The 26,387-nt window shown below is 47.6% G+C and carries 36 protein-coding genes and 1 pseudogene; 22 read left to right on the top strand and 15 right to left on the bottom strand.

The features are described from left to right. The first annotated feature begins 130 nt into the window (after positions 1 to 130). The gene (locus ACYVFD_RS28615; protein ID WP_461093947.1) at positions 131 to 562 is read left to right on the top strand and encodes an energy transducer TonB; all 432 of its coding nucleotides are present in this window, start codon (positions 131 to 133) and stop codon (positions 560 to 562) included. Positions 563 to 871: 309 nt separating this feature from the next. Here the strand turns inward: ACYVFD_RS28615 and ACYVFD_RS28610 are convergent. From ACYVFD_RS28610 to ACYVFD_RS28585, 6 genes and pseudogenes are all read right to left on the bottom strand, one after another. Continuing rightward, positions 872 to 2,418: pseudogene (locus tag ACYVFD_RS28610) on the bottom strand (IS1182 family transposase). Between the two features lie 143 nt (positions 2,419 to 2,561). Next, positions 2,562 to 3,233 (bottom strand): IS630 family transposase, encoded by a 672-nt coding sequence (locus ACYVFD_RS28605; protein ID WP_461093946.1) that lies wholly within the window; start codon positions 3,231 to 3,233, stop codon positions 2,562 to 2,564. Further along, entirely contained in the window at positions 3,230 to 3,553 is a 324-nt protein-coding gene (locus ACYVFD_RS28600) for a helix-turn-helix domain-containing protein (protein WP_461093945.1), read from the bottom strand. The genes ACYVFD_RS28605 and ACYVFD_RS28600 overlap by 4 nt, the downstream gene beginning before the upstream one ends. Before the next feature lie 15 nt (positions 3,554 to 3,568). After that, positions 3,569 to 3,691 carry a hypothetical protein gene (locus ACYVFD_RS28595; protein ID WP_461093944.1) on the bottom strand — a complete coding sequence of 41 codons (123 nt, stop codon included), beginning with the start codon at positions 3,689 to 3,691 and terminating at the stop codon, positions 3,569 to 3,571. Between the two features lie 478 nt (positions 3,692 to 4,169). Continuing rightward, positions 4,170 to 4,706, bottom strand: coding sequence for a transposase (locus tag ACYVFD_RS28590; protein ID WP_461094109.1), 537 nt, complete (start codon positions 4,704 to 4,706; stop codon positions 4,170 to 4,172). Between the two features lies 1 nt (position 4,707). After that, positions 4,708 to 5,301: a transposase family protein gene (locus ACYVFD_RS28585; protein WP_461093943.1), complete on the bottom strand. Its 594-nt coding sequence runs from the start codon at positions 5,299 to 5,301 to the stop codon at positions 4,708 to 4,710. A gap of 222 nt (positions 5,302 to 5,523) precedes the next feature. Here ACYVFD_RS28585 and ACYVFD_RS28580 point away from each other — a divergent pair, with 222 nt between their 5' ends. Continuing rightward, entirely contained in the window at positions 5,524 to 6,033 is a 510-nt protein-coding gene (locus ACYVFD_RS28580; protein ID WP_461093942.1) for a hypothetical protein, read from the top strand. Positions 6,034 to 6,121: 88 nt separating this feature from the next. Then, positions 6,122 to 6,505, top strand: a complete 384-nt coding sequence (locus tag ACYVFD_RS28575) for a hypothetical protein (protein ID WP_461093941.1) — start codon at positions 6,122 to 6,124, stop codon at positions 6,503 to 6,505. 130 nt (positions 6,506 to 6,635) lie between these two features. Here ACYVFD_RS28575 and ACYVFD_RS28570 read toward each other — a convergent pair whose 3' ends face one another. From ACYVFD_RS28570 to ACYVFD_RS28560, 3 genes are all read right to left on the bottom strand, one after another. Then, complete coding sequence (locus ACYVFD_RS28570; protein ID WP_461085613.1) at positions 6,636 to 6,857, bottom strand: hypothetical protein; 222 nt, start codon at positions 6,855 to 6,857, stop codon at positions 6,636 to 6,638. Between the two features lie 369 nt (positions 6,858 to 7,226). Then, complete coding sequence (locus ACYVFD_RS28565) at positions 7,227 to 7,460, bottom strand: hypothetical protein (RefSeq protein WP_461093940.1); 234 nt, start codon at positions 7,458 to 7,460, stop codon at positions 7,227 to 7,229. 358 nt (positions 7,461 to 7,818) lie between these two features. After that, a complete protein-coding gene (locus ACYVFD_RS28560; protein WP_461085609.1) occupies positions 7,819 to 7,956 on the bottom strand; it encodes a hypothetical protein in 138 nt (45 codons plus the stop codon). Positions 7,957 to 8,709: 753 nt separating this feature from the next. Here ACYVFD_RS28560 and ACYVFD_RS28555 point away from each other — a divergent pair. From ACYVFD_RS28555 to ACYVFD_RS28540, 4 genes are all read left to right on the top strand, one after another. After that, on the top strand, positions 8,710 to 9,030 hold the full coding sequence (locus tag ACYVFD_RS28555; protein WP_461093939.1) for a hypothetical protein: 321 nt from the start codon (positions 8,710 to 8,712) through the stop codon (positions 9,028 to 9,030). Between the two features lie 46 nt (positions 9,031 to 9,076). Beyond that, a complete protein-coding gene (locus ACYVFD_RS28550; protein WP_461093938.1) occupies positions 9,077 to 9,430 on the top strand; it encodes a hypothetical protein in 354 nt (117 codons plus the stop codon). A gap of 27 nt (positions 9,431 to 9,457) precedes the next feature. Beyond that, the gene (locus ACYVFD_RS28545) at positions 9,458 to 9,697 is read left to right on the top strand and encodes a hypothetical protein (protein WP_461093937.1); all 240 of its coding nucleotides are present in this window, start codon (positions 9,458 to 9,460) and stop codon (positions 9,695 to 9,697) included. Between the two features lie 800 nt (positions 9,698 to 10,497). Beyond that, the gene (locus ACYVFD_RS28540) at positions 10,498 to 10,710 is read left to right on the top strand and encodes a hypothetical protein (protein ID WP_461093936.1); all 213 of its coding nucleotides are present in this window, start codon (positions 10,498 to 10,500) and stop codon (positions 10,708 to 10,710) included. A 134-nt stretch (positions 10,711 to 10,844) separates the two neighbouring features. Here ACYVFD_RS28540 and ACYVFD_RS28535 read toward each other — a convergent pair whose 3' ends face one another. Both ACYVFD_RS28535 and ACYVFD_RS28530 read right to left on the bottom strand, forming a co-directional pair. Next, positions 10,845 to 11,000, bottom strand: a complete 156-nt coding sequence (locus ACYVFD_RS28535) for a hypothetical protein (RefSeq protein WP_461085599.1) — start codon at positions 10,998 to 11,000, stop codon at positions 10,845 to 10,847. Between the two features lie 191 nt (positions 11,001 to 11,191). Then, entirely contained in the window at positions 11,192 to 12,052 is an 861-nt protein-coding gene (locus ACYVFD_RS28530) for a sensor histidine kinase (protein WP_461093935.1), read from the bottom strand. A 597-nt stretch (positions 12,053 to 12,649) separates the two neighbouring features. Here ACYVFD_RS28530 and ACYVFD_RS28525 point away from each other — a divergent pair. From ACYVFD_RS28525 to ACYVFD_RS28510, 4 genes are all read left to right on the top strand, one after another. Beyond that, positions 12,650 to 13,720 carry a 3-oxoacyl-ACP synthase III family protein gene (locus ACYVFD_RS28525; protein ID WP_461093934.1) on the top strand — a complete coding sequence of 357 codons (1,071 nt, stop codon included), beginning with the start codon at positions 12,650 to 12,652 and terminating at the stop codon, positions 13,718 to 13,720. Between the two features lie 41 nt (positions 13,721 to 13,761). After that, complete coding sequence (locus ACYVFD_RS28520; protein WP_461093933.1) at positions 13,762 to 15,393, top strand: Na+/H+ antiporter; 1,632 nt, start codon at positions 13,762 to 13,764, stop codon at positions 15,391 to 15,393. Between the two features lie 139 nt (positions 15,394 to 15,532). After that, complete coding sequence (locus tag ACYVFD_RS28515; RefSeq protein WP_461093932.1) at positions 15,533 to 16,429, top strand: bestrophin family protein; 897 nt, start codon at positions 15,533 to 15,535, stop codon at positions 16,427 to 16,429. A 432-nt stretch (positions 16,430 to 16,861) separates the two neighbouring features. After that, complete coding sequence (locus ACYVFD_RS28510; RefSeq protein ID WP_461093931.1) at positions 16,862 to 17,230, top strand: hypothetical protein; 369 nt, start codon at positions 16,862 to 16,864, stop codon at positions 17,228 to 17,230. A gap of 215 nt (positions 17,231 to 17,445) precedes the next feature. Here ACYVFD_RS28510 and ACYVFD_RS28505 read toward each other — a convergent pair whose 3' ends face one another. Further along, positions 17,446 to 17,592: a hypothetical protein gene (locus ACYVFD_RS28505; protein ID WP_460979304.1), complete on the bottom strand. Its 147-nt coding sequence runs from the start codon at positions 17,590 to 17,592 to the stop codon at positions 17,446 to 17,448. 270 nt (positions 17,593 to 17,862) lie between these two features. Here ACYVFD_RS28505 and ACYVFD_RS28500 point away from each other — a divergent pair, with 270 nt between their 5' ends. The 8 genes from ACYVFD_RS28500 to ACYVFD_RS28465 all read left to right on the top strand — a co-directional run bounded on the left by ACYVFD_RS28500 (position 17,863) and on the right by ACYVFD_RS28465 (position 21,197). Continuing rightward, positions 17,863 to 18,390, top strand: a complete 528-nt coding sequence (locus ACYVFD_RS28500; RefSeq protein ID WP_461093930.1) for a hypothetical protein — start codon at positions 17,863 to 17,865, stop codon at positions 18,388 to 18,390. Positions 18,391 to 18,495: 105 nt separating this feature from the next. Beyond that, complete coding sequence (locus tag ACYVFD_RS28495) at positions 18,496 to 18,729, top strand: hypothetical protein (protein WP_461093929.1); 234 nt, start codon at positions 18,496 to 18,498, stop codon at positions 18,727 to 18,729. 63 nt (positions 18,730 to 18,792) lie between these two features. Further along, positions 18,793 to 18,945: a hypothetical protein gene (locus tag ACYVFD_RS28490; RefSeq protein ID WP_460979307.1), complete on the top strand. Its 153-nt coding sequence runs from the start codon at positions 18,793 to 18,795 to the stop codon at positions 18,943 to 18,945. A gap of 142 nt (positions 18,946 to 19,087) precedes the next feature. Further along, positions 19,088 to 19,282, top strand: coding sequence for a hypothetical protein (locus ACYVFD_RS28485; RefSeq protein ID WP_461093928.1), 195 nt, complete (start codon positions 19,088 to 19,090; stop codon positions 19,280 to 19,282). Positions 19,283 to 19,369: 87 nt separating this feature from the next. Then, the gene (locus tag ACYVFD_RS28480) at positions 19,370 to 19,603 is read left to right on the top strand and encodes a hypothetical protein (RefSeq protein ID WP_461093927.1); all 234 of its coding nucleotides are present in this window, start codon (positions 19,370 to 19,372) and stop codon (positions 19,601 to 19,603) included. A 456-nt stretch (positions 19,604 to 20,059) separates the two neighbouring features. Beyond that, the gene (locus ACYVFD_RS28475; RefSeq protein WP_461093926.1) at positions 20,060 to 20,332 is read left to right on the top strand and encodes a hypothetical protein; all 273 of its coding nucleotides are present in this window, start codon (positions 20,060 to 20,062) and stop codon (positions 20,330 to 20,332) included. 73 nt (positions 20,333 to 20,405) lie between these two features. Next, positions 20,406 to 20,618: a hypothetical protein gene (locus ACYVFD_RS28470; RefSeq protein WP_461093925.1), complete on the top strand. Its 213-nt coding sequence runs from the start codon at positions 20,406 to 20,408 to the stop codon at positions 20,616 to 20,618. A gap of 339 nt (positions 20,619 to 20,957) precedes the next feature. Then, complete coding sequence (locus tag ACYVFD_RS28465) at positions 20,958 to 21,197, top strand: response regulator (protein ID WP_461093924.1); 240 nt, start codon at positions 20,958 to 20,960, stop codon at positions 21,195 to 21,197. A 638-nt stretch (positions 21,198 to 21,835) separates the two neighbouring features. Here ACYVFD_RS28465 and ACYVFD_RS28460 read toward each other — a convergent pair. Beyond that, complete coding sequence (locus tag ACYVFD_RS28460) at positions 21,836 to 22,150, bottom strand: hypothetical protein (RefSeq protein WP_461093923.1); 315 nt, start codon at positions 22,148 to 22,150, stop codon at positions 21,836 to 21,838. A gap of 225 nt (positions 22,151 to 22,375) precedes the next feature. Between ACYVFD_RS28460 and ACYVFD_RS28455 the strand changes: the two genes are divergently transcribed. The 3 genes from ACYVFD_RS28455 (at position 22,376) to ACYVFD_RS28445 (ending at position 25,241) form a co-directional block, all read left to right on the top strand. Next, entirely contained in the window at positions 22,376 to 22,756 is a 381-nt protein-coding gene (locus tag ACYVFD_RS28455) for a LytTR family transcriptional regulator DNA-binding domain-containing protein (protein WP_461093922.1), read from the top strand. Continuing rightward, positions 22,753 to 23,151 carry a response regulator gene (locus tag ACYVFD_RS28450; RefSeq protein ID WP_461093921.1) on the top strand — a complete coding sequence of 133 codons (399 nt, stop codon included), beginning with the start codon at positions 22,753 to 22,755 and terminating at the stop codon, positions 23,149 to 23,151. Before ACYVFD_RS28455 ends, ACYVFD_RS28450 begins: the two co-directional genes overlap by 4 nt. Before the next feature lie 536 nt (positions 23,152 to 23,687). Continuing rightward, positions 23,688 to 25,241 carry a S41 family peptidase gene (locus ACYVFD_RS28445; RefSeq protein WP_461093920.1) on the top strand — a complete coding sequence of 518 codons (1,554 nt, stop codon included), beginning with the start codon at positions 23,688 to 23,690 and terminating at the stop codon, positions 25,239 to 25,241. Between the two features lie 490 nt (positions 25,242 to 25,731). Here the strand turns inward: ACYVFD_RS28445 and ACYVFD_RS28440 are convergent, their stop codons facing one another. Further along, a complete protein-coding gene (locus tag ACYVFD_RS28440; protein ID WP_461093919.1) occupies positions 25,732 to 26,124 on the bottom strand; it encodes a pentapeptide repeat-containing protein in 393 nt (130 codons plus the stop codon). Positions 26,125 to 26,299: 175 nt separating this feature from the next. Next, a partial coding sequence (locus tag ACYVFD_RS28435) for an integrase core domain-containing protein (RefSeq protein WP_461091945.1) occupies positions 26,300 to 26,387 on the bottom strand: 88 nt, incomplete at its 5' end.

The following is a 26,387-nucleotide window of genomic DNA, read 5'->3' as shown; positions in this document are numbered from 1 at the left end:
CCACCGCGGCTCAATCAACAAGTAGACGGTTTTAGAAGAGCTACATAGCTCATAATCCGTAGTTCTACTTGTTAAACTAAGCTGAATTTACCCTACTCTTGTCTTTCCATTGATCGCTAAATCTTTACCCATGAACACCAACTCAATTTTTCATCGAAGTCACCTGGCTGCCTATACGCTGCTGACTGTATTACTGAGTACCTTACTAAGCCAAGCTCAGGCACAAACCGAGTCAGCTCGCGAGCGCGAGCTATTTACGGTGGTCGAACAGCCCCCCGAATTTGTAGGTGGCATGAAAGCCTATGAGTCATATATGAAAGCCAAGGTGCGCCAAGTAAAGGACACCTCGAGCCACAAGCTGACCGGTAAAGTGTTTATTAGTTTTACGGTCACGGATCAGGGGGCGATTGAAGAGCCAATGGCGTTGACTCGTCAGGGGAGCTCCGAGGCCACGGAAGCAGTACGATTAGTGCAGAGCATGCCCGCCTGGAAGCCCGGCAAGCAGGCAGGTCGTGCGGTGAATGTCAAGTATAATTTACCCATTAACTTTAGTGAACGCTGAGGCAAAGGGATATAGCCCGGAGCGTACCGCCTTCAGCAAGTCTCTCTTAGCTTCAGTTTTGAAGCCTTTTGTAAAGATCGATGAAGTTTTTACCGCCCACTTCACCGATCTATACTTACCTGAGAAATGGTAATCCTACAAATTATTGTCCTAGTTATTTTCGAAATTAGCTTCTTGACCGCTCGTTTAGTAGTGGTAGGGAGGTGTGCGTTCAGAAAAGGCAGCGTGGCTGTTGCACAACTCCGCTTTTTACGTCGATTGTTCACTGTCTGAAAAAGCTAATGGCTTTTCTGATCTCGTCGTCTTATCTCAGTTGAGAAAAAGCACGGCAAAGCCCAGAAAATTGTCTTGACAAGCCAATGACCACTCCACTTTTAGAGCTAGGGCTTGGCTGACAGTAGACTTGGTAGTGAACTTCATGTACTTCTTCAGGTTGAAGGCAACGGCTGCCATCAGCATCACCTTGTGAGCCCCAACTTTGCCTCGTACATTAATCTTTCGCAGCCCATAATAGTCTACCAGACTGCCTAAGGCTGGTTCGATCGTCGCACTTCGTAACCGCTTCATGCGCTTGCCTCGCCGGCTTTGCTGGCGCTCCAGGGCTCGTCGATAAAACGGATCATAAGCCGAACGAATAATCTGTCTGCATTGGCTGTTGGGTACACACGTGGGTTTGAAGGGACACTGTTGGCAGTCTTGGTAAGCCGCCCGGTAGACTTTCAGCCAGCCGCCATCAGCGTTCTTGTCAAACGTTTTAAACACCAAACGCTTACCCTGCGAGCAGGTAAAGTGATCTTCTTCAGGATTATAGGGAAAGCCTTCGATCTGTGGCTTGTACTTACCAAAAACAGGTATCCATCCGGTGATGTTCTACCCTTCCAGCAAGGCGTAGTTACCGCCATTGGAGTACCCCGTATCAGCCAGTACCTCTTCTAAGCGCAGCTCATTGGCGACCAACCGTCACTGAAGCTTCAGGGTAATATCAGGTAAGCACTGGCTGTCTCGACCATCAGCGAAATCCGCCTGTACGTGGCTGATAACCCCTTTGGCGGTATCCACTGCCAGACTACAATGGTAGTTGAGTTTGCGGGCTTTACCCGGCGGTCCGCCGCTGCGAGCTTGATGAAGATGCGTGCATCGGGATCAGTTGGGCTATAGTGAGTTTTATTACTCAGGAGCTTCGCCTTTTCGTTGCCAGCTCCTAAGGTAGTCGGTGCACTCTTCAAGTTTTGCTGGTGCTTTTTTAACCGTCTTAACTGATGATCGGCTGCGGTAATCACCGATGCCGCTTCACGGGGACTGGGAGTGGCTATAGAGGTTACTGACTCATGCTGATCTTCAATCGACTGGGCCAACCTAGGACCAGGTAAATTGGGTTGTTTTTCTAGCAACCTTTCCATTGAGGCATTGGCTTTAACAGGGGCTGAGTCAATGGCAACCCGGCGACCAGCCACCATGTTGTTGGCCATGCAAAGAGTGAATACTTTGTCAAACAGTAGCTCAAAAAGTGCTTCCGGATAAAGTTAGCGAGTACGGCTCAGCGTAGAGTGCCAGGGTAATGGCTCATCCAGGTTGTAGCCTAAGAAATACAACATATCCAACCGCATGGAGCAATGCTCAATCAGCTTACGGTCAGACGTAATATTCTCCAGATAGCCAATGAGCATAAATTTGAAGAAGACCACGGGGTCAATCGAAGGATTGCCCGTTGAGCCATAGCATTCTTTGGTATGTTCATAGAGGAACGTCAGATCAAGCGTCTCCTTCAGCCGTCGGTAGAAGTTATGCTCGGGGATAGAGTTGGAAAGCTGAAACGAGGTAATAAGTTTTTCACTGTCGTCTTTTTTGCCTTGCATAGCTGAAGGTACAAAAACTCCACCAATTAAGTCGTTTTAGGCACTGGCTGAGTTGTGCAACAGCCACGGGCCTTTAGTGAGAATATTCATCTCACGCTAGTTGGGCCATCATTGTTCTTGGATGGAACTAAGTACATTGTAAACTAAGTTTTCTGGTATTGTTTGTTGACCGGATTAACCTTTGTGTATTGGCTGTTTAAGGTCTCTCTGGCTTGACTAAGCGTGAATTGCCTAGTGAGTTTTAGCTGCTTCTGATTGCGTTCAGCAGTCCACGCTAAAACTTCCCGCTCCAACTCATCTTGAGTGGGAATGCGTCGGTTCAAACATTGACGGGCCAAAGCCGAAAACTCAATTTCGATCATGTTGAGCCATGAACCGCACTTGGGTGTATAATAAAATTCGAACCGGGCAGCTAAAGCATGGGCTTCCTGAGCCGCCAAGTGTTCATAAAAGGCATTGGTGGTGTGGGTATTCAGATTATCCTGAACCACTCTAATTTTGAGCGCATGGGGATAGTTAGCCGCTAGGGTTTGCATGAATTGAGTGTACTCTTTCTTGGTCCGCTGACTAAAAACACGTAGCACACGCCGACCGGCTAATGGCTCTACTGCCCCCAGCACGACACATGATCCGTGCTTGCTGTAGGCATAGTGTTCTTTGGCAATCTGACCAGCTTGGGGGGCTAGGCCTTCTACCACATTGCCAATTAGAAAGCAGGAACGTTCATCAACGCACACGACTGGATAGTGAGCATTATAGGGTAGCGCATAGAGGGCTAGCAGAGTTTCCATTCGGGCTACATACTCACTGTTCATCTGACCGATGCACCACTGGCGTTTAAGATGGGGCTTGAGCTCGTTTTTTTGAGAATATCACCCAAGTGAGTGTGGGACAGATGTTCACAATATCCCAGTTCGACGGCTTTACGAGCCAATAAGCGTAACGACCACTGGCTGTGTCCAGCCGGAGCCTGTTCACAGGCTAATGCCGTTAGTTGGGCGCGTTGACTACCCTCAATGAGTATGGGTCGTCCACTACGAGGTTTATCAGTCAGGAACCTTAATTGTTCGGTCTGGTATTTAGCAGCCCAGGCTGCGAGCGTGTTGCAGTTTGTATTCAGTGTTTGAGCCACCATCTGGTAGGTCTTGCCCTAATGGAGTTCCAGCAAAGCGGTAGCCCGCTTGAATGTTTTAACAGGCAAACTACCTTTGGCCAGCAGTTGGCGCAAATAAGTCTGGTGATCCTGGGTTAGAGTAAGATGTCGCTTGGTCATACCCCTGAAATACTAAATAACTTAGTTTACAGTGTACTAAGCGATAAGTAAAAATTCTTGTCACCCGCAACAAATCCTAGCTGTTTGTCACTCTGGTAATACGTACCGCTGAATTTGACTTTCAGACCACTCTTAGGGGTAGCTAACACAGTTGGGATATATCCGCCACGTGAAGCCTATAATTATCTAATAATTAGATGGTTATACAGATTTAACTAGCTGTACTAAGGAGCAAATTCACCGTTTTGGCTAAATGGCTTACAAAACGGCTCAATTTCACTACTCAAAGCTACCTTTCGTAACGGATATTCCTCAAAAGGTATTTTTTGCCATAATAGCATCAAAATTATATGCTTTTACGCGTGCCTAAACACCAAAGTTATTTGCTCTCTAAAACGAACGAACGTTAAAAGCATACATTTTCCGGCAATATATTAATATACAACCTTTTAACTGCCTTTGGTGGCGAATATACATACTACTGGACAAATTGAAAACGACGTTTGCTGATGAGCTGGTAAATGGTTTGTAGATAGACTAGAAACTGCTCAAACCAGATCAGTTTCGCATTCAACAGATCAAGTCCTTTCTTGAATAATGATTGGGCTGGAGCTGTCGTCAGGTCAGCATAGTTTTTGGTTGGAATCTGCTGTTGGTGCGTCTCCCCCTCAATAATGCTCAGTACGTAAGCAAACATAACCACGGCTAACAATAGCTCAATTTTACTCGTCTTTTTGAAATTCATAGCCTGTAAATTGAACCCATTCGACTTGAGGGCCTTGAAGCACTGTTCGATGCGCCAGCGTTTCCGATATAATTCAGTAGCCGTGTGCACATTGTCCAAACTGGTTAACCAATAAAAAACTGGCTCGTCTTTCTTGCGCTTATCTTGGCTAGCGTCCCGATTGCGACACATCACCAACTTAAGTCGGCAATCAGGCCAGTTGAGCCAAGCCCAGACCGCCCTCTTGCGTCGTAGTGCTCGTTTCTCTAAGCCCCGGTAGCTAGTGTCAATGTCATACTTGTAACATTCTCGCTGTAAGCGAATGACAAACCGGGCTGCCGGCGCAGTCGATGCCCTGCTGATGCAGAAAGGTAAACCAACGCTGGCCAGTATATTCCCGATCGGCTAAAAGGACCTTCCCTTTTAAGTTAAAAAGTAGACTGGCTTGTTCGATGAAGGCTTGCCGTTCACGTTCGTTACTATGCCCCTTTTTGTTGAGATCCTGCCAGAAAATAGGAATAGCGACTCCTTGGTAGAGAAACCCTAGCACTAGCAACTGTACGTTTTTTTGGCCGATTTGCCAGGTAGTGGCATCTAAAATGAGGTATCTCACACGACCACTTAATAAAGCAAACGTACAGCGTAATATACAGAGCGTAAGTTGTTCGGGACACGTTGTATTGAAGAATCGAATCAGCCGCTTGTAATGACTGGCGGGTTGTCGATCCGCTTTACCTAGCAAGGTGCCGATGCGATCTTTGACGGTGTTTAAGTTCGTACTTCGACTGGCTAAAAGGGCTTGAGTAAGTAGCACGAAATTCTTAACGATACCTCGACTGAACTGCGGGAAATAGCCGCTAAATTGCTGATAGAGTGAGTGGTCCACGATGGTAATGATTAGAAGTTTGGTTACTCCTAAGTTACCGGCTACTCACTCACTTTTCTAAAATGTCCAGTAGTCTGGCGAATATACCCTAAATGTGTCAGCTATCCCAATACACGTTTCGACAAACATTAAATAAATGGGTAACCATTTTCAGAAAAACGGTGTTTAACTATCAACAGCTTTGCTGAGTGCTTGCTTACCGGCAGTCAAATGTCGTTTATCATGAATGACTATCCCGATGCCCTGTGGACCCAGCAGCAGCTCACTGACCATCTTAGTCAGATCAGCCAACTGCTCCAGTCTCAGGATTTTACCTCTGGGAGCCCCTTTACTCAGCAAAGTCAGGTCTGCTGGATTAAGTTAATCAGGGCCGTAAGCGATTTAGTCCGGCAGGCTTCCCTGGCTGGCAAGCGCATTAACTTCATAGATGAGGTCAGCGCTCATGACCCCTCTCAGGACATCACCACTTTATTGGATGTCATGCGTCAATCCGCCTTTGTTCTTCGGGCGGACGCACTCAATCAGCCTGACTTAAAGATTCTTTCACCGGCCCTGAATCAGTTTAATGGCGTTGGTTCGGGCCATTTCCCCAATGGCTTATTCTTTACGTGTTCTCATAGAAATGAACGGGCCTTTTTTATTGGCCGAGACCGTATTTACTTCTATCGGCATCTGATGCGTGCTTATATGGAAGCTGGTCGATACCTGATGTCACTACCTGAAGCGGACTAAACGGATAGGTTAGGCAAGTCCAAATGGTCACGCAAATTTTAGCTACTCTGTTGTTGCCCATCCATTACCTCTTAGCCTTCTATGTCACATGAAAATCGTTCTGGTCGCCTTCATCCTACTCATAGCATACCCGGGCTATAGGCAACTCCCTGGTAAGCGATTAACGGGGCTGGTTAAGCTGCCCAATGGTCAAAAGCTGCAACAGGGCGACACGCTACTTCTGGGGCCTGGTACGATGGTCAATCGAGACTTTACGTATGCTACCCATGCCGGATTACCCCTACTCGGGCGGCCATTGGAGCGAGGATTTTCGGGCTCGTCTTTTGTGGTTGATCAAGTCCGGATGCTAGACGACCCGTACTTTGGCAAGCTCTTTTATGCCGTTATCCGAGCGGGGGTTGGCACTACCATTGTTGAATTGACAAAGGGTCTGGAAGCAGGTGAGATTACGGCTATAAAAAAAAGGAAGTAAACCTGTTATGAAGGTCCGTATGAATTTTATGGCATGATCCGACACTAGCTTTCGAACAGGCTACCACCTTACTATGCGATAAACTTGCCGAGGTAAATTCATTCAGTTCGGAGTTTGCTTATTCTCTTTTTCAGACGGACTTTTCTCGTAACAGCTTTAGCTCGCCGATCTTTTTCCTGTAGACAGCAATCTGATCGTGGGCAATCGTGATCAGCATTAAATCAATTGAAGAAGGCGGCTGGCCTGCCTGAGCGATAGTGATACTGGGAAGCATTCGTTCAAACCCTATCAGAAGCTGACTGTATTTATCAATCTGATGGGTTAATTCCTCAGCCATTCTGTTAGGATGCATAAGCCAGTATGTTTAACTACACCTCTTTTTCTCGTTTTCTATAAGCTATAGCTATGTCAGGATAGGAATCGTTATTGGTTTGTCTTGCTCTACAACTCCCCTAGGGTTAACGACTAACACGTTACTCCATCAGCATCCGACAACAATATCAGGGAATCTGGAGCCAGTAGCATAGCGTAGAAACCCGTTGGTCTGGTATTGTTGGATAAGCTGTCCTATTGTCAGGCTCAATTTCAATCATTGGGTAATCGCAGTGTTGGCCGCACCGAGGATCATAGACTTGATTCATGCAAAACACAAGCCGCAAAGTTATACAGGTACCCAATTAGCTACCCTTGAAATCGACTCGACCTAATAAAGTTGACCGAATCATTGGATAGCTAAGCCCCGAATGTAGTATTCCTGTCCCTGGCTACTGGTCCGTATATCCACCAGTAAGTCCTTACCCTGCCAGGTAACCGGATCGACGCCATTAATGGTCCATGTATCTTTTGCCAGCCGTAGTTCCGGACCACCTCGGATCACACTCATAATATTGATCAGCACTTTCGGTATCACGACGGCATCGGTCACCGTGAAAAGTTTATTGAAGTTGATACGCATGAGCTTAAGATTTTAAACGTGAGACGAACTAGATTATCATGTACTGCTTTACTAAGCTTATTGACGTTAACTGTCGGGCCCTAAGGGTATCTGTTGAAACTGAGGAATCAAATCGAATCGCCCGGCAGCATGTTCAGGGGTCAGATAAAGAATCGTGTGGGGCGTACCTCGTACTCAATAGGGCTTTTTCTCGGCGGGTATAACTCTTTCCAAAGACCGGGATTTACAACTACTTTTAAGCATGATAGATTATTATCAGCGTGTTTTCAATCGACCCGATATTGATTCACAGGGTAGTAGATCAACCACTGGTCTTCTGGAATATGGCCTATCCCTACTCGTGTTATCCTAAAATTGATTATTTGTTATTCTTTTGGGATGCTTTAGGTACCAGGGGTACTAAAGCGGCTTCACGTTGCGCATAGCGAGGCACTTTAGCGACACCGGCCACTTTAGCAGCCTTAGTCGCATCTTTCTTACTGGATTTCGTAGCCATAATAAAGATTGATTAATTAATTAGTAACCCCGCTTTGTCGCTTTAGAAAGCCATTTGAAGCAATCGTTAGCGATCTGTGGAACATGCCGTCCGTGTATTTTTGATGCGCTCAATTCCCGGACAGGATTTCAACAGCGAATCCATTATCCATTTATGCGCAGCAATAAGCACGGACACAAGGTGCTAAAAACCGGGACCTGTTAAGTGAGTGATTGAGTAGATCGCTCCTACCAAGCGTCTACCTATAAGGAGAAGTGCGTATTACAGCCAGCAGAAACAGGCTGGTAGCTCACATTGATTCAGCAACAGTCGACCAGGTTTGCTATCTGGCCTTTCATATTCTGAACTACACGGGAGAAGTTAACCATCAGGCCAGGCAGTTGACTGCCGAAAACGGGGCCTTAGTTAGTGAACACGGCTAGTGGTGAATTGTTTATTAATTCTTTTAATCATTCAGGCCAGACGCTATTTTAACCCATATCGTAAAAGATAGTTAGACAAAACAAACTGAAAACCAATAGCTTATTTGTCCTGACTCGAATCTTTTTTTTCGGAGAACTGAACAAATACCATTCAAAGGCGCTTATATACCCGGACTTCATTCGCCTTAGGTAGCGGCCTAATCCAGACTCGTAGCTATAGCTCCTCTCCTGTAAATCCATACGAGCCTTCACTAGTCTTCTTTCGATTCCGAATCCTTTCTTTTTTTAGTACCAAGCTGTGACCGGCATAGTTTGTTAAATGCTCATGCTCATGACCTTCCACTTGCGTTTTTACGCCTACGATGATGCACAGCGTCAAACCTTCCATTACCTGTTAGCCGATACGGAAGCTAGTTCGCTACAAGGCTTTGCGCAGGGACAAGCTATCCTGTTGATCGAACAGCGAGAAGGAAGTCTTGCCCAAACGTATATGATTGCCAATCCCCCTACAACAAGGAAGCCTCCTCGATTAACGGTCGAACCAGAAACCGTACAGGCCATAGACATCTTTGTCGTGAGCGAGAAAGATTGGAACCAAAGCAGTGCCAGCGATACTCAGTCGCATAACCCCTGGTATGGACCAACCCTATAAAGACAAGCTAGCGTAACAAGGCTTTAGGATTAATTCGGATAAACGTATGCAGCACTTATTAGAATGGACAATTGAGGCATTAATCAACCGCCATCCATTACGAAAAAATCAGATTCTGGGCGAACTAAATCATGTAGGTCGCCAGTCAGTAGAGCTCGTATTTCTGGATAAAGACCGGCCAGAGCTGGGAGCGGTTGAACTCATACAGATTCAAGTGAGTCTGGACAAGGCCTCCCAGAACATGAACCACACCAGCTTTCGGTGTCGAGTCAACAAGTTGATGGAACTATCGCTTCCGAGCCATCAGCGTAACGATCCTGATACAGTCCTGCTCTTTCCTACAACGCAGGATGCCATTCGATGGCTCCAGACTGATGAATACACTCAATTAAATGTATAATCAGTTACTTATTAACCTATTAATCATATGGAAACGGTCTTATTTATGGCGGTTGTGCTAGGCGTATTTTGGCTTGTCATTCAAAACGCCAGTAAGCGCCAAAAACAGGAACAAGGCTTATATCAGGCTTACCGAGCAGCCATAGCCAGTGGTGACAGAGACCAGGCGCTTACGTGTGGGCGCGCCTTTTATCGCTGTTTACAAAACGGCGAATTAACGCTTAATGCCGAACTGGCTATTAAAAAAGATTTGAGCCGAATGGAGTAAGTGAACCCTAACCTACTGCTCTCGATCTATGCCCTATAGTTCCATAATAGCTGCTGATTGACTCTCTGATTAAGATAGACCTGTCTTCTGGCTGAAGCGACCCTACTCAACTTAGTATCATCGTATTTTTTCATCTTCTACCATGAATCAAGGCTCTTATTTTCATCTTATTAGGACAGATTTATTTTTGGATCAGGCTCCTATTACCCATCAATCGCCTACCTTTTACAATATCTTCATCGGCATACTGATTATCCTTATTGGGTATTTCAGTTATAAAAAACACGCCATTACTCTTAAGCAATAAGCGAATGCAAATCGATATTCAGAAACTGGTCGAGAAAAAGGGGCTATATAAGTTCTGACAGCCATATAGCCGCTTATTTATACCTAGCGTTTCGAGGGTATATTAGCCAGGGTTATTAATCCCAAACGCCCCAATGTCTATTTTCTGAGTAGCTGATTTCTGCTCTGAACCCAACGATCCTGCCAATGATGATATGGGCTGTTCTTGTCTTCTTTAGTATCGGTACGGCAATCGTCTTTTATATTGACGAACAGGCCCAGGTTCAGGGTGGGCCTAACAGGACGCAAAGAAATATACTCCTGCTGGTGGTAGTCACTAGCCTTTTCTTCGCTTTGCTATATGGCTTTCAAGCTGGAGAATAGGTTTCGCTAACGGATACAACTACCTGTTGATGCAAACTTGCTACGCCCACTTCAAGGGGATGAGCAGCAAGAAGAAGTAAGCAGTAAATCTATTGGTCGACTGGAAAAGTATACAGGCCAACTTTACACGCATGAAAAATACAATTATTTTCGTTCACGGCTTTTCGGGGATGGATGCCCGCTTCACAACGGCTTATTTGAATATACCCGAAGCCGAAGCGTTGCATCGCTTTACCGAAAGTGGACATCCCTACAGCTTTTCCGAGGTGATAGAATTTGATAGTGAATTTAATGTACGGGTCAATCTGTTTGGCACGATTGTGTTTCAGAATACGGGTATGTGATTTAAGGCCGGTAAAAAATAGTTTCAGCATTTAGTTTACTGAATTTCTCTAGTAAAAGAGAGTAAACTAAACGCTGAGAAGCCTACCTAATTGACCAGTTAATATACTGTCGGATTTCTATTGGTATCGGCACGCTACTTCTGGTTCAATAGCTGGTTTAATCTGTTCTGTAGCTCATCCTGTTTTTTCCTGACGGCCTGAAGTTGTTGCTGTTGTGCCTGAATCGTCTTATCCTGCTGAATGCTGTATTGGATTAATTCCCCTACCTTTTCCAGCAAAATAGTATTCATCTTGACCAGGTCAATTTCTTCATTGGCTACCTGTTCTGCTAACCAAGCCCCTTTTCTATCTACGGATACCAGATGTAACCCTTGGCAAAACTATAGTTAGGTCGGTTCTTAAGCACTTTATCTCAAGCCCAAACGACAGCGTCCCAGTAGCCAGGATTTTTCGATTCACTCTGCGCGACCGGTACCTTGAGCTACGTCGGTAGGTACACGCTAAAGGTGGCCCCTTGACCCGGCTTACTGGTCGCGGTGATGCCACCCCCATGATTCTCCATCACCCGCTGGCAGATGGCCAGCCCCACACCGGTACCCGGAAACTCCTGCTTACCATGCAGCCGCTGAAACACCTGGAAAATGCGATCCAGATACTTGGTGTCAAAGCCAATACCCTGATCGATGATGCTAATCTGGTGATAGAAAGGGGCCGATCCGTTGAGCCGGATGTCAACAGGCAATTCGGCCAGGTGCCGATGGAGGTATTTCACCCGTATTTGGGGACGCTCAGAGGCCGGTGTAAACTTGAGTGCATTGCTCAGCAGGTTCTGAAACAGCTGACTCAACTGGGAGTCATCGCCATGCACAATGGGCAGTTCATCGACCTGCATCTGAGCCTGGCGATGTTCGACCTCTACCGAGAGCGTCTCGAGTACCTCAGCGATGACAGCCTCCAGCGAAATGGGTCCGAAGCGTTGCTGCCGAGTCGTAAGGCGGGAGTAACTCAGCAGATCCCGAATCAGGGTGGACATGCGAGCCGCAGACTTGGTGATGCGCTCCAGGTAATCGATCGCCGTGGTGTCGAGCACCTGGCCCAGATACTGACTCAGCAGCGTGCTAAACGACTGCATTTTGCGCAGGAGTTCCTGTAAATCGTGGCTGGCGACATAAGCAAACTGTTGAAGGTTCTCGTTTGACCGGCGCAGATCGCCCACTAATAGGTCTAATTCCCGGGTTCGGGCCTGCACCTGCTGCTCCAGCTCAGCCGATAAGTGGCGGTAACGGGCTTCGCTCTGGAGGATGGATTGCTCAGCTTGGTCTTTAGTGCAAAACGGGGCCAAAATGAAAATAGCCCCGTAAAGTACTGATTCTGAGTATAGGTAAAGAAAATGGTCGTTTTCTTTACTGACTGATTAGCAGGCAGAATATAGCCTATTATGGCCCATTTAAAGGCAATATACCCGGTTAAATTATCAAAGTAAGCTTAGCTGTGTCGAGTAATGAGTTTTCTAACTCTCTATTTTCTTTTGGCCCCGTTTTGCAGTGCAGACCTACTATGGCTTATTATGAGTCTTGAAGGGTGTTGTAGATAGTCGCAATGCTTTACCAACTCACGGAGAATAGCTACCGCGATAGATTCAGCTCGAAAGCCCGCTACCTCATTAAAATCACTTATCTGGAACATTTGGTGGCAAAGAGGATTAACTCCTGGTGGAAGCTACTGCTCTGCTTAGTCGACCTGTACCAGGTTTATATTCCTCTACAGATAGGAAGGGCGTTATTAGGCGACCAAAGTGTATCCTTAAGCCGAAATTGTCTTGCCGCTTGGGTTCGTTCGCTTTTTTGATAATCATAGCGTTAGGAAAAACGGAAACGATAAGCACGGCCCATTATTTTGTAAAGGCGTATCGTTTAGCATTCTCTAATAAAACAAGGCTATGATTCGCTCAGTCATTGCGGCAACGGGTAGTTATATTCCGGATACCATCATTCGAAATCAGGACTTTTTAACGACTCAATTCTTTACACCCGCTGGAGAAGCCATCCCCACCGATCAGGCCGTGATGCTGGACCAGTTTACGACAATCAGCGGCATTCGGGAACGACGCTACGCCCGCTCCGATCAGCAAGCCTCCGATCTGGGTTTGCTGGCCGCCGAACAGGCCCTGATCAGCGCGGGCATCGATCCCGAAACGCTGGATTATTTGATCGTCGCCCACAATTTTGGCGATGTCGCTCACCAAAGTAACCGGGTCGATCTAGTACCTTCGCTGGCTTCCCGCATTAAAGCAGGGCTGGCGATCAAGAACCCCCGTTGCGTGGCCTATGATCTGGCCTTTGGTTGTCCGGGCTGGCTGGAAGGTCTTATTCAGGCCAACTATTACATACGCTCGGGGGACGCCAGGCGTTGTCTGGTCATCGGCACCGAGACCTTGTCGCGGGTGATTGATCCGGGAGATCGGGATTCGTTATTGTTCAGTGATGGCAGTGGGGCCGTCGTTCTGGAAGCCAGTCCGGATGGACGAACGGGAATACTGGCGCATCATACCCAGACCCATGCCCATGAGCACGTGGCCCTGCTGACGATGGGTAGTGCTTATGAGCCAGCCCGCAGCGAGCGGTCCGATCGGTTTATGAAAATGAAGGGGCGAAAGCTTTACGAATTTGCCTTACAGCACGTCCCCCTGGTGATCAAAACCGCCCTGGACAAAGCGGGTATGGACCTTTCGGCAGTCAGAAAGATCCTTATTCACCAAGCCAATCAGAAAATGGATGTCGCCATTCTGGAACGGCTCTTCAAGCTGTACGGTCAGCCAGGCCCGGACCTGGCACTGATGCCCATGACGATCGCCTGGCTGGGCAATAGTTCGGTGGCCACCATTCCCACCTTGCTGGACTTACTGCTACGGGGCCAGCTGACCCATCAACGCATCGAAGCCGGTGATACCGTCGTATTCGCTTCGGTGGGAGCGGGCATGAATATCAATGCCGTTGTCTATCAATTCTAATCCAGCGGGTCGTCCGTTTTCATTCAATAAACTGGCAATCTATGGCCCACTTTGAGACGGTTATTTTTATTCTGGCTGTGCTGATTGGCTTATCGGCCATCGCCCATAAAATTAAGCTGCCGTATCCGGTTTTATTAGTGGCCACCGGTGTAGTGATTGGCTTCATACCGGTTTTGCCCAACCTGGCCTTAAATCCCAATGTCGCCTTGGTCCTTTTTCTGCCCCCACTGCTCTACCAGGCAGCTTCCAAAACGGCCTGGCAGGAGTTCACCCGTTCCATTCGCCCGATTACCACTTTAGCCGTTACGCTGGTTTTTTTTACCGCCAGTACCGTGGCCGTTGCTGCCCACTACGTGATTCCCCACTTTAGCTGGCCGATGGCCTTCGTGCTGGGCGCCATCGTCTCGCCCCCCGACGCGGTGGCGGCTACCAGTATCATCAAGGGCCTGGGCCTGAGCAAACGCGTTATTGCCATTCTGGAAGGCGAAAGCCTGCTCAACGATGCCTCCGCGCTCATCGCCTACCGCTACGCCGTAGCCGCCGTGATGACGGGCCAGTTTGTGTTATGGGAGGCGGGCGGGCAATTTTTACTGGTGGCCGGGGGCGGCCTGTTGATCGGTGGGGTGCTGGGCTGGTTGGTGACGCTAATGCTCGATCGAATCAGTAGCGCCACCACCCAAACGGGCCTGATTTTACTAGTTCCCTACGGAGCCTACTTAGCCGCAGAACACGCCCACACCTCGGGCATTCTGGCTGTCGTCAGCGCGGGGCTTTTGATTACCCGCCGGGCACCGGAAGTGCTGTCACCCCAGGCTCGCCTGGAATCCCGCGCTATTTGGGACACGCTCATTTTTTTGCTCGAAGGCATGGTCTTCATCCTGATCGGCTTGCAACTGCCGGCCATCGTGGCGGATTTGCGCGGCTACACGACGGAAGAATTAGTACTGTACAGCGTGGTGATTAGCGCTGTTACGATTCTCATCCGCATTTTGTGGGTATTTTTCAGTACGTATTATCCCCGGTTGCTTGGCTGGTCAACCGCACCGGGTTCGGACGCCGATGAGCCGCCTAACGATGTGGACTGGCGGAACGTGCTGATTGTGGCCTGGACGGGAACCCGGGGCGTGATCTCGCTGGCGACCGCCCTGGCCCTGCCGCTCACGCTAAGCTCCGGCCAGTTGTTTCCTCAGCGCCCGCTGATGCTGTTCTTATCGTTTGTGGTCATTCTGGTTACGTTGGTCTTGCAGGGAATGAGCTTACCCCTGCTGATCCGGCTGCTGGGGGTGACACCGCAAAGCGATCTGGTTCGGGCGGATCAGGCGCTGGAGTTCCTGCTGGCCAGCCGGTCGCTGACCTATCTGGAAAATGACTTTCCGATGACTTTGTCGGAGTTACTGAAACAAAGGCTCATTCGGCGCTACCGGGTTTTGTTGACCGAACTGGACGCGACGCTGTATCAGACGGACTCGGAGCCCGAACTGGTTACGGATCACGCGTTAGTAAGTGAACAGCGGGCCGCCGAACGAGTCCTGGGCGAATACCAGCAGGCGCTTCTTCTGGAACTGGCCACCGAAAAACGCTTTAGTGACGAGGTGCTGCGGACGGCGGAACGACGAATCGATCTGGATATGGCCCGGCTGGATACCTCCGAGCAGGCCGCCGGGGAGTCGTAAAGCCGATCGGTAGGATGGGCTTAGTCTTCGGTGTTACGCCTGGCTATCTCAACTCATCCAGATACACTGAACACGAAGATGCTCAACTTCAGGCAGTGAAAATCACTCCTGACCGCTTCAAACCCCGGAAATTAGTCTTATGCTGCTCAATCACAAGATTTCATTTACCTTCTATATTCGTAATATTTTGCCCCAAGCCCTGCTCATCTTTTTGTTTGCCAATGGCATCGTTTTCCTTAAACTGTTCAGCGCCTGGGATTTAGTCCTTCCGATCGCCATTGCAGCCATCCTGGGCACCTGTATTGCGCTGCTGCTGGCTTTTCGTACCAATCAGGCCTACGATCGGTGGTGGGAGGCCCGCATCGCCTGGGGAGCCATTGTCAACGATAGTCGTAGCCAGATTCGCCAGCTCCAGCTATTTGTGGCCGATGGGCCTGACCGAGACGCGCGGCTGCACGCCTTCGTGGAGCGCCAATGCGCGTTCTGCTTTGTATTGGGGGACACCCTACGGGGTCAGGATGTGACGGAACGATTACAAACGTTCCTTCCTCTGGCGGATAGCCAGCGCGTGACTCAGGCAACCAATAAACCCAACGCTCTACTGCTGGACCAGGGGTTAGCCATGCGCAGCTTATACGATCATGGACAACTAACCGATTATCAGCTGGTTCAGTTGAGCACGACCCTCAACAACCTGACCGATTCCATGGGACGCTGCGAACGGATCAAAAACACGGTTTTTCCCCGAACCTATACGTTTAACATGCAAGTATTCATTTACCTGTTTGCCACGATTCTGCCCTTCTGTCTGTATCCTGTTCATTATCTGTTGGATGTACCGCTGGTCACGCTCCTCTCCTCGGCCTTCATTCTGATTGAGAAAAGCGCCATTCAATTACAGGACCCCTTTGAGAATAAGCCGACCGATACCCCCATGACGACGATTGCTCAAACCATTGAACGAGATCTGAAAAGTATGACGGCGTATTCATCCCTGCCTGAAAGACCGGTTTCCCAGACTTATTATTCATTATAAGGGAAGTAATCCCAGTCGTGCGGAACATGCCCAATATATCCTCCTCGCCAAAGAAGCGGGAAGTAGATCCAGCTAATCAGCGATAAGTGGGCGGGTCCCGCAGCTGCGTCTAAGCGGTTGGGCGACCAATTCGATTAGCCGTCATTAACTGGCCAAAAACTACTGATTAATAATTAGTCAATGAACAGGTATTCAAAGTAGGCTCTTATGCGGTTAGGATAATAGACTTTTAACTAATAAAATTGCACTTTTCCCATTGAAATCATCAGAGACTAACAAGAAAAGCTGAATATGTATAAGGATACTATGAACGATGACGATCCTGCCATTTTATAGAAATATTGGTACAATTTATTAATTATGAGGTCATTGCAACTATATCTTTATTCCTTCCGTTGCTTCTATATCCGACCTCTACTGGTGGACATCGTTATGAAAATACAGTCAAGATTTTTTGTATTATTTTTAGTTGTATTCACGTTTGTCTCAACCCACTCCTGGGCGCAAAGCTATAGCCTTGGGCCTACAACGGAGCCAGAGGCCAGCCAGGACGCTCACCGGCTAGGCGAAGAAATACAAACCAATCAACCGGTTGTCACGGAAGCTCAGAAAGGAGCCAATCGATCCCTTGATGCCATGCACTGGACCGCCGTTAACGTTCATGGGCAAAGCCAGTTGGTGCCTGTGGTCAGCAAACGGCTGCTGGATGACTCAAAGGAAGTTCCGTTTACCATACGTATTGATAAGTCAGTTGAGGAGCCAATGAAGGCATTAGACAAACCGGCTGCTCAGCGTTTATAAGGGAGGCTAACCAGGACACCTTACCTCAGTGATAGGGTACGAAAAAGGGGGAGTAGCATGATGTGTTACTCCCCCTTTTCGTACCGCCGTAATTGGCAGCCAGCGTAAGCTAGTAAAATGTGAGCCAGGATCGTAGTTCAGGACTCAGCTTATTCCGTGTCAACAGAACCCTGTACTCTTTTAAATGACTTACCTAAACCCCGGTTAACCACTTATCATTTTTTCGCTTTACGAGCCAGGTCCGGCGGTTTGATGCCGGATTCGGTCTGCTCGTACTTGGGGATTCTGGGGACACCCTGTACCTTAGGCGCTTTGGTGGCTGGCTTTTTGGTGTTTTTGTTTCCTTTTTCTTCGTGTGCCATATCAACAGAGTTTAAAGCAGAACGGTGGCCAGCGCAAAACGATTTAATTTGTTCAGATGGCTACCGCCGGTTTACCAGTCGTATATCCCCAATCCATCCAACGGATGTGGGTCTAATCAGCGGGTAAACCCTAGGTTTCCTGCCGTGCAGGTCCGTTACCGAACAAAAGGCCTGATTCTGACTAAATAAAGTCCGGCTCCGTAATCATTTGGTGATTACGCATGTTGAGTTACTAACAGCCTTGCTGCGTGCGTGCTAACCGGCAGTCAAATGGCGCCATCGATGATCGACTACCCGGACGCTGCTTGGACGAAACCGCAGCTCATTGCGCATCTGGAGACGCTAGCTCGCCTGTTTGTCTCTAAGGTATTTAAGCCATCAACCCCCTTTAGTCGCCAAAGTCAGATACACTGGTTTAGACTAATCCGCTCGGTCAGCGATCTGTTGCGCCAATCGGCACAAGCTGGCCAACGGATTACCTTTACCCAGGAGGTCAGTGCCTCGGGGGAGGACATCACCAGCCTGTTAGAGCGGATGCGACAGGGCAGCTTCCTGATCACGACCACGTCGCCTTTTCGGCAGCAGGACTTGCTGGTCTTGGCACCCCATCTAAACTACGTACGTGGTAAAGGTAGCGGCCACTTTCCCAATGGTTTATGGTATTGCTGTCCCCATCCGAATGAACTAGCTTTTTTCATCGGTCAGGATCGGATCTATTTCTTTCGGCATCTGATGCGCGCTTATCTGGAAGCTGGGCATTACCTGATTTCACGACCCGATTCGAACTCAAGTCGCTAAACGGTTGGGCTAGCCTGGGCCAGTCCCGCTCAACTGTTGGATTTACTCGTCTATCCACTATCATCGCCTATATACTAATGCAGTATCTTTTAATCAACCAAGCGTATGCGAATCAATTTCAATGAACTCTTCACCGTCACCGATCAGGTAGTCATCCCCAAAGTGCTCATCAACATCATGAGTGTCATCAAAGGAGGACCGGAACTACACTTAATGCTGGGCAGCCTGCTGATCAACGGGGTTGATCCGGTGAGCTGGCAGGGCAAAGATGTGCTGGCCGATCTTCGCCAGGGGCCTCAGGGCCAGGAGTATTATATTCGGGGCTTAGCCATCGAATAACCCAGGAGTCCGGCCCCGTCATGACGGCCCTTTGAACGAGCATTAACCTCTAAATTCTATTGTATGGCTAATCAGGATAAAAAAAACAGGAACGACAAGAAAGCCGCGACCAAAGCGCCAAAGGAACACGGCGTCGCGAAAATTCCCAAGTACGAGCAGCAGCCCCTAGCCAGCCCAACGGTCTTGGGTCTGCTACCCAAAGCCAAGAAGAAATAAACAGCCTGATAAAAACTGCTGATCGATTTGGGCTAACGTGAGGTGTTGCTAGAATCGATCAGCGGTTTCAAGTGGCCTGGGGCTTTCTGAATAGTTGGCTAAAGCCAGTTTGATTTTTAACCGATCATTATCGTAATCGTTCATGAATCCACCTATTTATTCGGACATACCCGAGAGGTCTGATTCGGGCTACTGGCTAGCCGTTGAGAACGCACTGTACCGCAGCACCACCTTTTTGCCCAGGGATCGAGCATTACACCAATCCCTGAAGGCCAAAGCCTGGGCCATCAAGCAGGCAAGCTTAAGTAAAAAAGCGAAGAAAGGCTCCAGCTACTAGGCCGAATTTGAGGGCTAGACGGGTGCGTCTACTGACAGCCACCAGCCCTGGACTAGTCAGCCGTCGAGGCATTCAAACTCCAACACGATGCGAAAAGGACAGATAGTAGTTTTAGGGAAAGTGGTGTATGATCCAGCCAAAATAGCTCATTTCGATTTTGGTAGGAATCAGTTTGGCCAGCGCCGGTGTCGATGTGTCTTTATCAATGCGGCTGAAGAAGGGGGTGGCGTCATTGGCTCGAAAGAAGACTACGGTATGTTGCTCGAGTTTGCCGAGACGAATAACTTAGTTCGAGAGCGGGATTACACATTTGGCGAGTAGAGTCAGGTTAGGCATCGCACACCTGTTCTCAGGCCAAGAGCTTTCAATAATAGATCAACCCCTATAATCGGGCAAGACAGGAAGTGACAATGAGGGCATAAAAGTATTGATGGTTTTTTATGCGCTCATTGTTACTACAATTGTTCTCTCGTTATCCACTTCGTTGGATAGTCAACAATAAATAATTTTCTTACACGATGAGCCCATTTATCAAACTAAGGCGTTCGTCCCAGTATGGAGGCATCGATAACTATTTGGTTAATGTGAATCACATTGTCAGGATTGCCAAATCGACTGGTGGTAGCCAAGTTTTTACCGTACAAGGTGATTTTTTCTGTGACGAGAACCCAACTCAGATCTTGGTGATGATTGAGGGAGTGTTTGATCTAAACTAGCTGGGTAGATAGCCCCCAGGCAAAACTACACTTAATCCCTACTTGAATAAACTCTATCACAATGGCTGATTCAGAAGCGATGTTAGTTCAATTTAACAAGTTTGTCCGCGACAAGCAATTGTTAGAAGCCTTAATTACTCAATGCGATGTGTTTATCACTGAGTTGTTTGACGAGATTTCCTTCTTTTCGTCAACTGAAACTTCAGAAGTAGAGCTAAGCAGGCATACTAAGGCAGCCAACCTTCTGCTGAATTACAAGAAAAAACGGATCGAATTAACAGAAAGCCTTTTCGTTTTAGTAGCCCCTTACCATCCCCCTTCACAAGTTGGGTGAATTTTAGCTACTCGTTACATACTATACATACTATAAGGCCAGTGTCTGTTCAGTCCAATAACCCCTACCCATTATGACGATTATTTTCAATTACCTTTTCATCCAGACCAGTGCGGGGTTTGTTTGCCGGGTTCCAGTACGCATTTTAGAGGGTCCTGTGCTCGGTAAAGGAACAAGCCCAACAAGTAGTGAAGCCGGGGGCATTGATCTCCAGGACTGGATTGGAAAGAGTCTGAACGTAACGATTGAAGAGGGTATCCATAAAATTATGGGCGTAGTTCAGTGATGCCGTTTGGAGGACAGCTGCTATTTCTACTAACTGGCAAACAGTATAAAAAGGCACTCAGCGTATGTGTATTGGTCACAACTTCACTTAACCTTTTTCCGCTTGGTTCTTACTGGTTCACCGGCTCTTCAAACGCCCATTTTAAAGGGACACTTTTCGCTCCTCGTCTCACAAAGGAGCCTTTATTGAGATGAAAGACTTCCTGGGTCCCACTAGATGATGTAACGGCACTAAGTAAAGTGGGCTTAACCTATCTTGTAGCACTCTGTGACAACCACTTAACCACTTCGATCGTTAACCACTAGCTTTGTTGTTCCATCAAAATCTATACAGCCTCCTATGCCGTCAGCACAAGCTACCCTCTCGTTCGACATTCTGGTGGTCGATGATGAACCACCCATCAGTGAGCTGCTCACCCGAATTGCCCAACATGAATTTCCTCAAGCCAAGATTATTCCTACCCATTCGATTCAGCAAACCCTGGAGTATCTGCAGACACGCCTAGATCATCCCCCGCAACTCATCCTGCTAGATATTGATTTACGGTATGCCCAGGATGGCTTAAGTTTGCTGCCCTAGTTACGAGCCCAGCTTAAGGGAGCAGTACCCATCGTTATGCTGAGTGTATCGGGCGAAGAAACCAAAATAAAACAAGCCTATGATCAAGGGGCGGTGGCTTATACACGCAAACCAGAGGATCTTCAAGGTTGGCATACGTATGTGACGATGTTACGCCAGTATTGGTATCAATCGGTGAGTCTGCCCACGATGGATCATCCCCTCAACTAAACGTACTCGAAACGCCAGCTTGGGTTATCTGCTTCTTTAAGAAGCAGCAATAGGAGCTCTCTTGGTCCCACTGTGGAGCGCGTTTGAAGTGACAGTACGTTTTGACTACCTGTCAACACTACTTAGGAGTCTACGATGTTGAGGAAAGGGAAGGGTATTACCTTTTGATTTTTAATGCCTTTTTAATGTGACATTTACTCATCATATCAGTCTAAAGTCTGTATTTCCTCCAGAGTCGTCAAAATCCCTGCAACTTTTTGTCCCTCACCGGCACCGTCAGATTTAGGTAGGCTTACCTAATTTTTATAGATCATTACTGCCCTCTACAGCAACTGGTAACCAGCTGAAGGTACCGAGCAAAGGCAAGAAAATTTGGCGAATAAATCTTAAAAACGCCAATTAATTAAGCTCCAATCGATTGAACTTGATTATTTAAGGGTGCTGCTGCTGGCCATACTGTCGACCATCGCGTTGGCCTGTTGTTGGGCATACAGCTTGCCCCCCTGATTCTCCAGCTCCTTCAAGGTTACCCCCTCATTAGAGATGCCATGCTTATTGTTTTCCTCAATGGCCAGTTTTATGAATTGAATCGTGACGGCATTCACCGGCGGTTTGCTTGCCAGTAAGGGGGCTAGACTGTCTAACTCACTATAGGTCTGGTTAAGTGGGTCGTCCGCTGCGATGCAACCCGATAGCATGGGTAGGAGGAGGGAAGCCGTAAACGTGACTTGTCGAAGGTTCATGGTGGTACCGTTTTATAATAGGGACAAAGCTAAAGAAGTTCTCTAATTGACCAACCGATGAATAAAAAGCGTTGACCAGGACCGGTTTGATTTCCTGTAGGGCAGTTTATGTATTTATTAATGAAGATATTTGACTATATCAGAGAGACTTTATTTAAGTATTGGTAACACCGAAGTTTTCGTAACTTACGGTGTCAATCTATCTAAGGCTCCCCACCCTCACTAATGAAGCAGTTAGCGGCCGCTAATTTTCAGCATACGTTTGACCCCACTCACGTTCTCTACCTCACCGGTGATGTGAATTACAGTTCGGTGTATTTACTGGATGGCAAAGTCATCTGTACCAGCCGAACCTTAAAATGGCACCATGAGCGCTGGCCACAGTTTCTACGGATTCATAAAGCTAGCCTAATCAACCCCCACTATATCCATCATTGTCAGGTATTCTCCTCCATTTTGGCTCAGCTAACTATGAAGAACGGAGCGGTACTGCCCGTGGGTCGTCGGCGTATAGGTGAGGTACTAGCTTATTTAGGCCATCCTTCTAGAAGCGCGGGTGTTTATGTATTGGAAGCTAATCGACCGGCTCAACAGCAAGTGGCATGAACACGGAAAAAGGAGCAGAGATATGGGTCGTCGATGATGATGCCGATGATCATCTTTTGATGGCCTATGCCGTCAGTGGCCTGGCGGCTCAGATCCAGATTAAACCGATCGAGAATGGCGAGGAGTTGATCACTTCTCTAGCCCAGGTCGCTGTTTTACCCAAGCTGGTGTTTCTCGACATTAACATGAATCGGCTCAATGGGCTGGATGTACTGGGTCAAATCCGGGCTCATTCCCAGTATGACAGCATGCCGATTGTGATACTGACCACCTCAAATTCGGTTCTGGATCGAGAGCGGGCCCAGGCTTTAGGGGCCAACGCTTTTTTGACCAAGCCCAGCCACATCGACCAGTTGCGGATACTGATTGAGAGCGTACTTGAAGACCTATTGTAGGGCGGCATTCACCCAATTTCGGCTTCGGTGTAGACCGGATTTCGTCTTCTTTCGAAGGGCGTAGGCTAGGGATATCCGTTATTAGTTAGTAAAACAAGCGCTCAATTTAACGCCCGAATTATTGATACTCGAATCTCGCTTCGTCTCAGTTGGAAGCGTTTGCTGAGAATATCTACTTATCAACTCTATGGTCATCCTTGCCAAAGGAAGTGCCGACTAGCTCACAATCGCTGACACCGTCCACGACCGTACAATCGATGTCCATTTTTGGACATTATAAATCAAGAAGTTAGACTCAAAACAGCCCAGGCTTATCCAGAAGGGCCTGGCTTGAGATTGGCCCATCATTTGTTATACATTTAGATGACTTATCAGTAAGTAACCAAAAAACCCACACGGATAGGTTTGACGATAGGAAGTTGAACGCATTTTGACCGGTTGAGTGAGCCCTTTAGGTACTAACTCACTAACGCTTTCTTTTCCAACTTACTACTCACCCAAACCGGAGGAAGTGAACACTAATCCTGTAACCATCGATGAAAGCCATTATTGCGACCATACTAGCTGTTGTCTTATGCTTTACAGGGCTGACCACTGAAGCACAAAGTACCCACTCAGTTAATCAAAAAATTAGTCCCGATGCCCTACAAGAGGATTTGAAGATACTCAGAACTGTTCTGGAGAAGGCTCATATTGGCTTATATCGGTATGCCACTAAAAAAACCATGGATTCGCTGTTCAGTCAGTGCGCCAATCAAGTAAAACAACCTTTAACTGAACTAGAGTTTTTCAAACTGATTACGCCCATTCTAGTAGCCATCCGGGATGAACATACCTTCGCCTTACCCTCTCAGAACTATTGGAATACCGAAATTGGACAAACTGTCTATTCAGCCAGTAGCGCTAAGTCAACGGCTAAACTGTTTCCCTTCTTTATTAAGGTGATGGGCAATCGCCTGCTCATTGACAATAATCTTAGCCAGGATACGACTCTGCAACGAGGTGATGAAATCCTGGCCATCAATGAGCAACCCGTTTCAGCCATTCTGAACAGGCTACTGCCAACCATACCCACTAATGGGTTTATTGACACCTTCCGCTATCGCCATCTTGAGCAATTTTCCATGAACCAAACCTACAACCGCTTTATGGTTCATTATGCCCTCTTTGTGGAAAAGCCCGATCAGTTTAGACTTTCCATCAAAAGTGGGTCAAAACCGATTCAACAACTTACCGTTGCCGCCCTGACTAGTAGTCAACTCTTCAACAACTACTGGCGACGCTATTCGACGCTCAATGATGCCAAAAAGAAAAACGAAAATCCGCTAGAGTTAACCTTCCTATCGACCAAAACGGCCTACCTCAGGCTCTCCAGTTTTCACCCACCGATCTGGTCCAGATACAATTACAGTTTTTCCACCGAGTATAAAGTCTTCTTTGAGACCATTCGCCACAACCTGATTGAGAACTTGATTATCGATCTGAGAGGCAATGAAGGCGGCAACCCAGCCATTGGCATGGCCTTACTCCCCTATGTCTGCATCAGTCCCTTTCGTCCTTATGAGTATCATGAAGTCAAGGACTATAAGTTTGACTCGCTGAAACCGTATTTTAGAGATTCGACGGCGTTGCCCCACTATGCGGATGAGCTGTTTTTCGCCACCGATCACCAAACCTTTCGAACCAATCCCCAGTATAAAAGTGAAACCTGGTCTCGTCCTATGCAGCCCAGCCCCCTGGCTTATGGGAAAAAGCTGTATGTGTTGGTGAACGGAGCCACCGGCTCAGCCGCTTCCATCCTGGCCACGATAATCCGGGTAAACCGGCCCGATGCGGTCTTTATTGGGGAAGAATGCGGAGGGGATATGGAAGGACCCATTTCGGGGGGAGGAACTGACATCACCTTACCTCATACCCAAATTCGGGTTGATATTCCGTATATCAAGCGAATGATCAATTTGAATGGCTACCCGCATCAAGCAGGCCGAGGCATCCAACCGGATTATAGGATTGAGCCAAGTATGGCTGATTTATCGCGAAGCGAAGATACCGAGTTACGATTTACCCTGAAGATTATCGAAGGGAAATGAGCCTATGGGCCTACTGGCCACCCGTGGCTAGGCACGGAAAAATACAACGGCTAAGGCCTGTTCTCTGCTACAATTTTTACAGATTGACCTTGCTGCCTGTAGTCGATGAAGCTCGATCTCGCTTGTTATTTTTATCGCCTATTTTAGCATCGCAAAAAACGCCGGGAAGGTGAGAAATTACAGGAAGCCGCTTCGCTTGATCTCATCTGGGAGCATTTAATGATAATGGATAGCCTAAAAGGAGTCAATCAAGAATGGGTCTTTCTGGATTAGTTACCGAGTGATTAGTAGGCAAATGATGCCAAATAGGTATCTTTGCCCGCCTTGATAATCAAGGGTGTTGAAAAGAAAATGGGACTTGTCAGGCCGCACTTAAGCGCGGCCTGACTGGTTACTAACTCCATGAAGTCATCTTAAGTGAGAGCGGTTTCAGAGAATGTACTAGTTTACATCAGTCGTCCGACATTTTAGCCCTATACACGGCCTATATTTACTGTTTGCCATAAATCGCTACTAGCTCTTCTACTAAGATACCATTAATCTTCATGCCGGTCAGGATACAATTAGTCAGCTCAATTCCAGTCAGGTTGCAATTAGTCAAGCTACTACCCGATAAGTCACAATCCTCAAATCGCAGGGGTTGCTGTTTGGCTAACGAATCATAGTTGGGATGACCTTCAGGAGGCAGGCCGATCTGGTGAAAATAGGCCCCACCAAGTTGAGCTTCTGAAATGTCTAGATGACTCAAGTTGGCATTTCTAAGTTTGACGCCCACCAGGGATACATCCTGAAAAGACGATCGGTCCAGTTTAACGTTGACAAAGGTTGATTCTTCGATACAGGCCTGGCTGATGTGAAGTGGCTGTTGGGATTGACTATCCATGCGCTTTTGTAAAAGGTAGGTTTGGAGGGTAAATGTAGCTCCATTACTGGATTACCTATGGGGGTAAAAACGACAACTTACGGGTGGAATTATGCCGAGTTTAGTACATTTAGTCCGGCAGTTAAACTAGCCAATGTGTCCTTACCCCGTTTTATGAGCCAGTTTTAACTGGAGTTTAAGCCGCCTGTCGGTATTCAACCGGCGTCATGAACTTCAAGGCTTGATGAGGTCGCTCCGTGTTGTATTCCACCAACCACTCATCC

The sequence above is a fragment of the Spirosoma gilvum genome (genome assembly GCF_054776815.1).
Note: the sequence above shows the minus strand (reverse complement) of the source record. Positions and strands in the feature narration are given on the sequence as shown.

Excerpts from the sequence above, each read along its gene's own strand:
- ACYVFD_RS28615 (WP_461093947.1), top strand. The coding sequence starts at position 131 with ATGAACACCAACTCAATTTTTCATCGAAGTCACCTGGCTGCCTATACG.
- ACYVFD_RS28605 (WP_461093946.1), bottom strand. The coding sequence starts at position 3,233 with ATGAACAGTGAGTATGTAGCCCGAATGGAAACTCTGCTAGCCCTCTAT.
- ACYVFD_RS28600 (WP_461093945.1), bottom strand. The coding sequence starts at position 3,553 with ATGGTGGCTCAAACACTGAATACAAACTGCAACACGCTCGCAGCCTGG.
- ACYVFD_RS28595 (WP_461093944.1), bottom strand. The coding sequence starts at position 3,691 with ATGACCAAGCGACATCTTACTCTAACCCAGGATCACCAGACTTATTTG.
- ACYVFD_RS28580 (WP_461093942.1), top strand. The coding sequence starts at position 5,524 with ATGAATGACTATCCCGATGCCCTGTGGACCCAGCAGCAGCTCACTGAC.
- ACYVFD_RS28575 (WP_461093941.1), top strand. The coding sequence starts at position 6,122 with ATGAAAATCGTTCTGGTCGCCTTCATCCTACTCATAGCATACCCGGGC.
- ACYVFD_RS28570 (WP_461085613.1), bottom strand. The coding sequence starts at position 6,857 with ATGCATCCTAACAGAATGGCTGAGGAATTAACCCATCAGATTGATAAA.
- ACYVFD_RS28565 (WP_461093940.1), bottom strand. The coding sequence starts at position 7,460 with ATGCGTATCAACTTCAATAAACTTTTCACGGTGACCGATGCCGTCGTG.
- ACYVFD_RS28560 (WP_461085609.1), bottom strand. The coding sequence starts at position 7,956 with ATGGCTACGAAATCCAGTAAGAAAGATGCGACTAAGGCTGCTAAAGTG.
- ACYVFD_RS28555 (WP_461093939.1), top strand. The coding sequence starts at position 8,710 with ATGACCTTCCACTTGCGTTTTTACGCCTACGATGATGCACAGCGTCAA.
- ACYVFD_RS28550 (WP_461093938.1), top strand. The coding sequence starts at position 9,077 with ATGCAGCACTTATTAGAATGGACAATTGAGGCATTAATCAACCGCCAT.
- ACYVFD_RS28545 (WP_461093937.1), top strand. The coding sequence starts at position 9,458 with ATGGAAACGGTCTTATTTATGGCGGTTGTGCTAGGCGTATTTTGGCTT.
- ACYVFD_RS28540 (WP_461093936.1), top strand. The coding sequence starts at position 10,498 with ATGAAAAATACAATTATTTTCGTTCACGGCTTTTCGGGGATGGATGCC.
- ACYVFD_RS28535 (WP_461085599.1), bottom strand. The coding sequence starts at position 11,000 with ATGAATACTATTTTGCTGGAAAAGGTAGGGGAATTAATCCAATACAGC.
- ACYVFD_RS28525 (WP_461093934.1), top strand. The coding sequence starts at position 12,650 with ATGATTCGCTCAGTCATTGCGGCAACGGGTAGTTATATTCCGGATACC.
- ACYVFD_RS28520 (WP_461093933.1), top strand. The coding sequence starts at position 13,762 with ATGGCCCACTTTGAGACGGTTATTTTTATTCTGGCTGTGCTGATTGGC.
- ACYVFD_RS28515 (WP_461093932.1), top strand. The coding sequence starts at position 15,533 with ATGCTGCTCAATCACAAGATTTCATTTACCTTCTATATTCGTAATATT.
- ACYVFD_RS28510 (WP_461093931.1), top strand. The coding sequence starts at position 16,862 with ATGAAAATACAGTCAAGATTTTTTGTATTATTTTTAGTTGTATTCACG.
- ACYVFD_RS28505 (WP_460979304.1), bottom strand. The coding sequence starts at position 17,592 with ATGGCACACGAAGAAAAAGGAAACAAAAACACCAAAAAGCCAGCCACC.
- ACYVFD_RS28500 (WP_461093930.1), top strand. The coding sequence starts at position 17,863 with ATGGCGCCATCGATGATCGACTACCCGGACGCTGCTTGGACGAAACCG.
- ACYVFD_RS28495 (WP_461093929.1), top strand. The coding sequence starts at position 18,496 with ATGCGAATCAATTTCAATGAACTCTTCACCGTCACCGATCAGGTAGTC.
- ACYVFD_RS28490 (WP_460979307.1), top strand. The coding sequence starts at position 18,793 with ATGGCTAATCAGGATAAAAAAAACAGGAACGACAAGAAAGCCGCGACC.
- ACYVFD_RS28485 (WP_461093928.1), top strand. The coding sequence starts at position 19,088 with ATGAATCCACCTATTTATTCGGACATACCCGAGAGGTCTGATTCGGGC.
- ACYVFD_RS28480 (WP_461093927.1), top strand. The coding sequence starts at position 19,370 with ATGCGAAAAGGACAGATAGTAGTTTTAGGGAAAGTGGTGTATGATCCA.
- ACYVFD_RS28475 (WP_461093926.1), top strand. The coding sequence starts at position 20,060 with ATGGCTGATTCAGAAGCGATGTTAGTTCAATTTAACAAGTTTGTCCGC.
- ACYVFD_RS28470 (WP_461093925.1), top strand. The coding sequence starts at position 20,406 with ATGACGATTATTTTCAATTACCTTTTCATCCAGACCAGTGCGGGGTTT.
- ACYVFD_RS28465 (WP_461093924.1), top strand. The coding sequence starts at position 20,958 with ATGCCGTCAGCACAAGCTACCCTCTCGTTCGACATTCTGGTGGTCGAT.
- ACYVFD_RS28460 (WP_461093923.1), bottom strand. The coding sequence starts at position 22,150 with ATGAACCTTCGACAAGTCACGTTTACGGCTTCCCTCCTCCTACCCATG.
- ACYVFD_RS28455 (WP_461093922.1), top strand. The coding sequence starts at position 22,376 with ATGAAGCAGTTAGCGGCCGCTAATTTTCAGCATACGTTTGACCCCACT.
- ACYVFD_RS28450 (WP_461093921.1), top strand. The coding sequence starts at position 22,753 with ATGAACACGGAAAAAGGAGCAGAGATATGGGTCGTCGATGATGATGCC.
- ACYVFD_RS28445 (WP_461093920.1), top strand. The coding sequence starts at position 23,688 with ATGAAAGCCATTATTGCGACCATACTAGCTGTTGTCTTATGCTTTACA.
- ACYVFD_RS28440 (WP_461093919.1), bottom strand. The coding sequence starts at position 26,124 with ATGGATAGTCAATCCCAACAGCCACTTCACATCAGCCAGGCCTGTATC.